Source organism: Pseudonocardia lacus (assembly GCF_018531445.1).
In the GTDB taxonomy this organism is placed as follows: Bacteria; Actinomycetota; Actinomycetes; order Mycobacteriales; family Pseudonocardiaceae; genus Pseudonocardia; species Pseudonocardia lacus.
This window is the reverse complement of sequence record NZ_JAHDTH010000284.1, coordinates 1-7,425: the sequence shown is the minus strand read 5'-3', so window position 1 is coordinate 7,425 and position 7,425 is coordinate 1. Positions and strand designations below refer to the sequence as shown.

Sequence of the window (7,425 nt, the reverse complement as noted above, 5' to 3'; positions counted from 1 at the left end):
GAGCGCCGTGGCCCCGACCGCCCGCGCGGCGTGGCGGTTGATCATGGTCGTACTCCTGGGGAGCGTGCCGTGCCGCCCGGGGGAGCGGCAGGGGGCCGTGGAGCGCGGCCCCCGCGACGACGGTGCCGGACCCGCCGGTGGGGTCACAAGGCCACGATGGGGCCGGTCGGTTTCCCGCCGAGGGGTACCGGAAAGGGTCCCGGCGCCGTCGCCGAGCCGCTACCGCGCGCGAATACCGGTCCGTACGGTCCCGCGCAACCGCCGGACCGGCGAGACCGGCTCAGCGCTGCAGGCCGGCCAGCACGCCCTCGCAGCTGCGCACGACGAGCCGGGCCACGTCGGCGACCGCGCGACCCGACATCGGGCTCTCCGAGCGGCGCTTCCACCGGGTGGCCGCGTCCAGCGCGGCCGAGCGCAGCTCGTCCGGGCCGGTGGCGGGGTCGAGCCCCAGCCGCGCCGCCGCCGACCCGCCGTCGGCCCCCAGCAGCCGCTCGGCCTCGGCCAGCACCTCAGGGGCCAGCTTGACCGCCCCGGAGCGCAGCGTCGAGAGCAGTCGCAGCTCGGCGAACTCGTGCGCCCCGGCCAGGATCCGCTCGACCTCCGCGGCCAACGGCGCGGACGCCGGGCGCGGCTCGCGGGTGAGGACGAGGTCGATGGCCAGCAGCGCCGAGCGCGCCTTGAGCAGGTCGCGCCGCTCGGCGAACTGGGTGCTCAGCACGGTGCGCAGGTCGTCGAGGCCGCTGCGCTTGACCAGCTCGGCGGCGATGGCGGTGGGGTCGGTCATGCCCTGGCGGATGAGCGTGGTCGACAGCCGCACCCCGAACAGCCCGAACCGCTCCATCAGCTTCGCCCTGGCGTCGCGGTCGGGGGCGACGGCGCCGTCGAGTTCGGTGCGCGAGAACCGGTCGGCCGACAGCAGCATGGCGTCGATGTCGGCGCGGGGCAGCGCGGCGAGCTGGGTCAGCGCGGCGAACTCGTCCTGGCGCATGGTGCGCCCGGTCTCGGCCAGCAGCCCGGCCACCGCGACCACCGTCTGGCACAGCCCGCGGATCTTGTCGTCGGCCCGGTAGCGGCGGGCGATCCGGCGGGCCGAGCTGAGCGCGTCGAGCCGGCCGACGCCGATCTCGTCGGCCCGCGACAGCACCGCGATCGTGTTGATCGGCGTCGCCTTGGCCACGCCCTGGTCGTAGAACGACTCCAGGAACCGCACGTCGGTGGCGTGCAGGTGGCGCATCAGGTAGAGCACCGCGTCGGCCTGGCTCGGCGAGTCGTCCGGGGCCAGGAAGGCGCCGGCGCGGGACGACGTGTCCCGGGAGAGCGAGGCGATGCCCGGGGTGTCGATCAGGGTCTGGGTGCGCAGGCTCTGCGACGGCCACTGCACGTCGAGCTTCTCGACCTGCTCGACGGGCGTGCCCAGCAGGTCGAAGCTCAGCCCGCCCGACGAGCGCGAGATCGTCAGCTGCCGCGGCGGCGCCGACCGCGGGTACATCATCACCTTGGGCACCTGCGCGTCGCGGTACCAGGTGACGATGCGCGTGCACTCGCCGGCGTCGGTGGGCGCGATCTGCTCCCCGACCAGGGCGTTGAGCAGCGTCGACTTGCCGGCCTTGACCTTCCCGGCGATGGCCACCCGCAGCGGCTCGTCGAACCGCGACAGGTTGTGCTCCAACCAGCCCGCCGCCTGCTTGCTGTCGCGGTAGGTGTCGATCGTGCGGCGCAGCAGCATCCGCACGGCGGAGCCGAGCGGCGGGGCGCCCTGCGACATCGCGGGGGCGACCGGGGGGTAGGTCACGAGGCCTTCCCCACCGCGACCGCGGCCTGCGGCGCCACGCCGGCGGCCAGCTTCCGGGCGCGCTCGGCCATCGCGTCCACCCGGGCGATCTCGGCCTTGAGGTCCTTGATGCGCCGCTCCCGTTCGGTCGTGTCCGTCTTCACCGCGCTCTGCGCGGCCAGCACCGACTGCGCCAGCGACGTGCTGACCTCATCGGCCAGGCTGGAGAAGTGGTCGCGCAGCGAACGCTGGGTGCGCCGCAGCATGTCGCGCGAGCCCTTGCCGACCTGGAACGTCACCTCGTCGATGTGCTTGCGGACGGCCTGCTTGGCGTCGTTCTTGCGCTTGGCCAGCAACCGCTTGCGCTCGTCGCGGACGGTCTTGCCGCCGAACAGCACGCCGGCGCCCAGCGAGACCGGGTTCAGCAGGCCGAGCCCGGCCACCGTGGTGGCCATGCCGATCATGAGCATGCCGCCGTAGCCGCCGCGCATGCCGGTGAACAGCTTCTGCCCGACCCCGAACTTCTCGACCTCCGGCTTGGCCAGCGCCTCCACCTTGCCGGCGATGCTCTGCGACTGGTCGAAGCGCAGGTCGGGCAGCGGGATGTCGGCGCCCTCGGCGAAGTGCTCCGCCACCTGGGAGGCCAGGAAGCGGGCCCGCTCGGCCGCCCAGACGAAGTTCGCCGACGCCGCCGAGGACACCTGCTGGTGCAGCCACTCGGAGAACTGCTCCCAGATGTCGGCCGGGTCGGCCGCGTCGATCAGCTCCTCGGCCTCGCGGCCGGTCGCGCGCAGCCGGTCGCGCAGGTCGTAGTCGATGTCGGACTGCAGGTCGGCGACCCCGTCGTTGAGGGTGATCTGCCAGCGCGACGAGCGCTGCTTGAGCTCGTCGGCGCGGGCCTTGGCCCGTTGCAGCTCGCCCACGAGCGCCGCGGCGCGCTCCGGGTTCTCCTGGGCGGCCAGCTCGGCCTTGAAACCGGTGTTGAGCTGGTCGGCGACCGCGAGCACGTCCTGGCTGGTGGAGCGGCGGTCGAGGTCGTCGGCGCGGGCGACGACCCGGCGCAGCAGGAACTGGATGAGCTCGGTGAACCCGGACTCCGCCATCAGCTCCTTGTCCTGGGTCTTGGCCGCGTGCAGCCGCAGCGACGAGGACGCCGGCAGGATGTCGGCGTCGATCCCGGCGGCGCGCAGGTGGCCCTCGTTGAGGTCCTTGATCCGCCGCCAGTGCGGGTAGAGGTCGGTCTTGGTGAGCACGCAGGCCACGTTCGGGCACAGCGCCATCGCCTGGCGCAGGAACTCCAGCTCCGGGCCGGTGTACTCCTGGGCGGCGTCGGAGACCAGCAGCACCGCGTCGGCGCTGGGCAGCGCGGACATCGTGGCCGCGCCGTGCGCCGAGGCCAGCCCGCCCACGCCGGGGGTGTCGACCAGGACCAGCCCGCCCTGCAGCAGCTTGCGCGGCAGTCCCACCTCGGCGTAGCTCAACCGGTTGCGGTTGCCCGGGTTGCCGCCCTCGGACACGTGCTCGGCCAGCTTGGCCACCGGCACCTCGGTGCGCTGCGGGGTGCCGTCGCCCTCCGGCTCGCGGACCACCCAGGCGATGGCCGACTCGGCGTGCTTGACGATCGTCGGCACGGCGGTGGAGATGTCGTCGTCGACGGGGCAGACCGGGGCGTTCACCAGCGCGTTGACCAGCTGGCTCTTGCCCTGCTTGAACTCGCCGACGATGAGCACCCGGACGTCGGGGTCGACCAGCCGCTTGCGGGTGTGCTCCAGCCGGGCGCCGAGGTCGGGACGCCCGTAGGCCGCTGTCGCCTTCAGGGCGAGGTCGACGAGATCGACCGCTGCCGGAACCGCCACGGCGTCCGTGCCTCCTCACGTCCGGCGCCGAGGGCGGGGCCCACGGCGCTCTCCCCGGGCCGAGAACGAGGTCGGCCCCGCCACCGCGGGAACTCCCGGGTTGGCGGGGCCGACAGTCGCATCCCCGGCAGGCTACCCCGGGTGGCGGGGAGGCCGAAGACCGCGCTCAGCCGGTGCGGCTCAGCCGGTGATGGAGTTGTCGACCGTGTTCTCGCTGTTGTCGTTGAACGAGTCGTTCGTGGAGTTGTCGCTGTTGTCCTGGAACGAGTCCTCGATGTCGACCTCGACGTCGGTGTCGGCGTTGAACGAGTCGTTGACCGAGTTGTCGCTCTGGTCGTTGAACGAGTCGTTCACCGAGTTGTCGCTGTTGTCGACCGACGAGTTGCCCCCGATGGCGATCGAGGAGCCGTCGTCGGCGGTGAAGTCGCCGCCCACGTTGACGCTGGTGGCGTCGCCGGAGCCGAACGAGGTGGTGTTGCCGTCGCCGGTCACGGCCTGGTTGTCGTCGCCGACCACGTTGCCGTCGCCGTCGCCGACGAGGTTGCCGTCGTTGTCGTCGCCGACGATGTTGCCGTCGCCGCGGACGTTGCCGTCGCCGACGGTGTTGTCGTCGCCGGTGACGATCGTGGAGCCGTCGATGTCGCCGCCCGCGGCCACCGCGCCGTCGCCCGAGGCGACCACCGAGTCGACGTCGATGTCCTGGTCGAAGTCGCCGCCACCGGTGTCGATCTGCTGGTTGATCGAGTTGTCGGTGATCGTGTCGCGGTCGTCGATCGTGGTGAAGTTGTTGGTGACGTAGTTGTTGATGTACTGGATCGCGGCCTCGTGCTCGGACTGGCCGGGGGCCGGGTGCGGCGCGGGCGGCGGCGGCGGGACGTGCACCGTGTTGCCGCCGGTGTTGTGGTCGCGGGAGAAGTCGGCGGACTGGTTGTCCTCGTCGATCAGCACGAGGGCGTCGTGCACCTCGGCCGGGGAGATGCCGTCGAGGCCGCAGGAGGCGAGGTAGCCCTCCGGGTCGTCCTGGTAGGCGGCCAGGGCGTCGGGGTCGCGCAGCAGGCTGAGCAGGAACTCGATCAGGGAGGTCGAGGAGGTGGTCATCGCGTTCTCCTAGGTGTGTCGCTACCTGGTCCGGGAGCCGGTCCCGGCGTCGTGGGAACAACGCTAGGGCCGGCGCGGCGGCGGGCCATCGGGGATCGGCCAGAGTCCGTCGGCCGGGGTGGTCCGGGGTGCTGGGGGGCGATCGTAGGGGGATCGGGGGATCGGACCGGCCCCACGTGCGGGTGTTCCGGGGCGGCCCGCCGGCGCCGCAGGTCAGGGCCTCGGCAGCGGGCGCGGGGCACCCGGACGGGTGTCGCGCGCCGGCCGACCCCGCACGCGCGTCGGCCCCGCCCTCCCTGGGGAGGACGGGGCCGACGCGGTGCGCCCGTGGAGCGGGCGGTGCGGCTCGATCAGCCGGTGATGGAGTTGTCGACCGTGTTCTCGCTGTTGTCGTTGAACGAGTCGTTCGTGGAGTTGTCGCTGTTGTCCTGGAACGAGTCCTCGATGTCGACCTCGACGTCGGTGTCGGCGTTGAACGAGTCGTTGACCGAGTTGTCGCTCTGGTCGTTGAACGAGTCGTTCACCGAGTTGTCGCTGTTGTCGACCGACGAGTTGCCCCCGATGGCGATCGAGGAGCCGTCGTCGGCGGTGAAGTCGCCGCCCACGTTGACGCTGGTGGCGTCGCCGGAGCCGAACGAGGTGGTGTTGCCGTCGCCGGTCACGGCCTGGTTGTCGTCGCCGACCACGTTGCCGTCGCCGTCGCCGACGAGGTTGCCGTCGTTGTCGTCGCCGACGATGTTGCCGTCGCCCTGGACGTTGCCGTCGCCGACGGTGTTGCCGTCGCCGGTGACGATGGTGGAGTCCTCGATGTCGTCGCCTGCCGCGACGGCGCCGTCGCCGGAGGCGACCACCGAGTCGACGTCGATGTCCTGGTTGAAGTCGCCGCCGTCGGTGTCGATCTGCTGGTTGATCGAGTTGTCGGTGATGGTGTCGCGGTCGTCGATGGTGGTGAAGTTGTTGGTGATGTAGTTGTTCAGGTACTCGACGGCCTGGTGGTGGCTGTCGCCGCCACCGTCGTGGTGCACGACCGGCGGCGGGGGCGTGAAGGAGGCCACCGTGTTGCCGCCGGTGTTGTAGTCGCGGGAGAAGTCGGCGGTCTGGTTGTCCTCGACCAGGACCAGCGCGTCGTGGACGTCCTCCGGGCTGAGGTTCTCCAGGCCGTGCTCGGCCAGGGTGCCCTCCGGGTCGTCGGCGAAGTCCTGGCGCAGGTCGTCGTTGAACAGCAGCTCGCGGATGAACTCCAGCAGCGACAGCGTCTCGGCCATGATGGCCCCCCTCGGGTAGTGGTTCGTGTTGTGCAGTGGTTCCGGATCGGCGACCCGGTGCTGATGACGAAGGTAGGCAGCTCGACCGGGCGGGCCATCGGGGATCGGCCAGGGTTCGTCCGGCCCCCCTATCGGGGGTCGTCGGGGGCCCCCGATAGGGGATCGGGGGCACTCGCCCCATTCCCGGCGACGGCCCTCGGTCAGGGCTAACGGGCGGCGCGGATAATCCGATGCCGGGAAAGGGTGCGCTCCGACGGGGCGCACCGGCGGCGGGTGAGGGGACCACGATGGGCTACCAGCTCGGGATCGACCTGGGGACGACCTACACCGCGGCCGCGGTGTGCCGGTCGTCCGACCGGCGCTGGGTGGAGCCCGAGGTCGTCACCCTCGGCACCCGCAACGCGACCGTCCCCTCGGTGCTCTTCCTCGCCCAGGACGGCGGCGTCGTGGTCGGTGAGGCGGCCGAGCGCCGCGCGCTGACCGACGCCGACCGCGTGGTCCGCGAGTTCAAGCGCCGCATCGGCGACCCGACCCCCATCGTGGTCGGCGGGCGGCCGTGGGCCCCCGAGGAACTCTCGGCCCGCCTCGTGCGCTGGGTCGTCGACCGGGTGGCCGAGCGGGAGGGCGGCCCGGCCGGCTCCATCGCCGTCACCCACCCCGCCTCGTGGGGCGTGCACAAGAAGGAGCTGCTGGCCAGGGCGCTGGGCGCGCAGGGCCTCACGGTCACCTTCCTGGCCGAACCGCAGGCGGCGGCGCTGCACTACGCCTCCGGCGAGCGGGTCGCCCCCGGGTCGACCATCGCCGTGTACGACCTCGGCGGGGGCACCTTCGACGCCGCCGTCGTCCGCAAGGGCGACTCCGGGGCGTCCGGATTCGAGCTGCTCGGCCGCCCGGAGGGCCTGGAGCGCCTCGGCGGCATCGACTTCGACGAGGCGGTGTTCGAGCACGTCGTCCAGGGCATGCCGCAGGCCTTCGCCGAACTCGACGACACCGACCCCGAGGTGCTGGCCGCGGTGGCTCGCGTGCGCCGCGACTGCACCGAGGCGAAGGAGGCCCTCAGCAGCGACACCGAGGTCTCCATCCCGGTCATGCTGCCCGGCGCCCGCGGCTCCGTGCGGCTGCACCGCAGCGAGTTCGAGTCGCTCATCCGGCCCCGCGTCGAGGAGACCGTCGCCGCGCTGCGCTCGGCGATCACCTCGGCCGGCACCAGCCCCGAGCAGCTCACCGCGGTGCTGCTGGTCGGCGGCTCGTCGCGGATCCCGCTGGTCGGCCAGCTGGTCTCCGAGCAGCTCGGCCGACCGGTCGCGGTCGACGCCGACCCCAAGAACGCCATCGCCAAGGGGGCCGCGCTGTCGGTCTCGCCGAAGCCGACGGCGTCCTGGCCGGGCGTGGCGATCCCGCCGGTCGCCGCGGCCGCGGGCGCCGTGGCCGGCAC

Annotated in this window: 5 protein-coding genes; 1 reads left to right on the top strand and 4 read right to left on the bottom strand. The window is 72.6% G+C overall.

Features of this window, described 5'->3' with window-relative positions:
- Positions 1 to 280: 280 nt before the first annotated feature.
- The 4 genes from KIK08_RS35580 to KIK08_RS35565 all read right to left on the bottom strand — a co-directional run bounded on the left by KIK08_RS35580 (position 281) and on the right by KIK08_RS35565 (position 5,990).
- Entirely contained in the window at positions 281 to 1,792 is a 1,512-nt protein-coding gene (locus KIK08_RS35580; protein WP_308258102.1) for a dynamin family protein, read from the bottom strand.
- Positions 1,789 to 3,627: a dynamin family protein gene (locus KIK08_RS35575; RefSeq protein ID WP_214407717.1), complete on the bottom strand. Its 1,839-nt coding sequence runs from the start codon at positions 3,625 to 3,627 to the stop codon at positions 1,789 to 1,791. The genes KIK08_RS35580 and KIK08_RS35575 overlap by 4 nt, the downstream gene beginning before the upstream one ends.
- Before the next feature lie 180 nt (positions 3,628 to 3,807).
- Complete coding sequence (locus KIK08_RS35570; RefSeq protein ID WP_214407716.1) at positions 3,808 to 4,725, bottom strand: IniB N-terminal domain-containing protein; 918 nt, start codon at positions 4,723 to 4,725, stop codon at positions 3,808 to 3,810.
- Between the two features lie 350 nt (positions 4,726 to 5,075).
- The gene (locus KIK08_RS35565) at positions 5,076 to 5,990 is read right to left on the bottom strand and encodes an IniB N-terminal domain-containing protein (protein ID WP_214407715.1); all 915 of its coding nucleotides are present in this window, start codon (positions 5,988 to 5,990) and stop codon (positions 5,076 to 5,078) included.
- Positions 5,991 to 6,277: 287 nt separating this feature from the next.
- Between KIK08_RS35565 and KIK08_RS35560 the strand changes: the two genes are divergently transcribed.
- Positions 6,278 to 7,425, top strand: a 1,148-nt coding sequence (locus KIK08_RS35560) for an Hsp70 family protein (protein ID WP_214407714.1), incomplete at its 3' end; no start/stop codon positions are given.

What these genes read in the sequence shown, in the direction of transcription:
- KIK08_RS35565 (WP_214407715.1), bottom strand. Translation starts at nt 5,990, where the DNA reads ATGGCCGAGACGCTGTCGCTGCTGGAGTTCATCCGCGAGCTGCTGTTC.
- KIK08_RS35570 (WP_214407716.1), bottom strand. Translation starts at nt 4,725, where the DNA reads ATGACCACCTCCTCGACCTCCCTGATCGAGTTCCTGCTCAGCCTGCTG.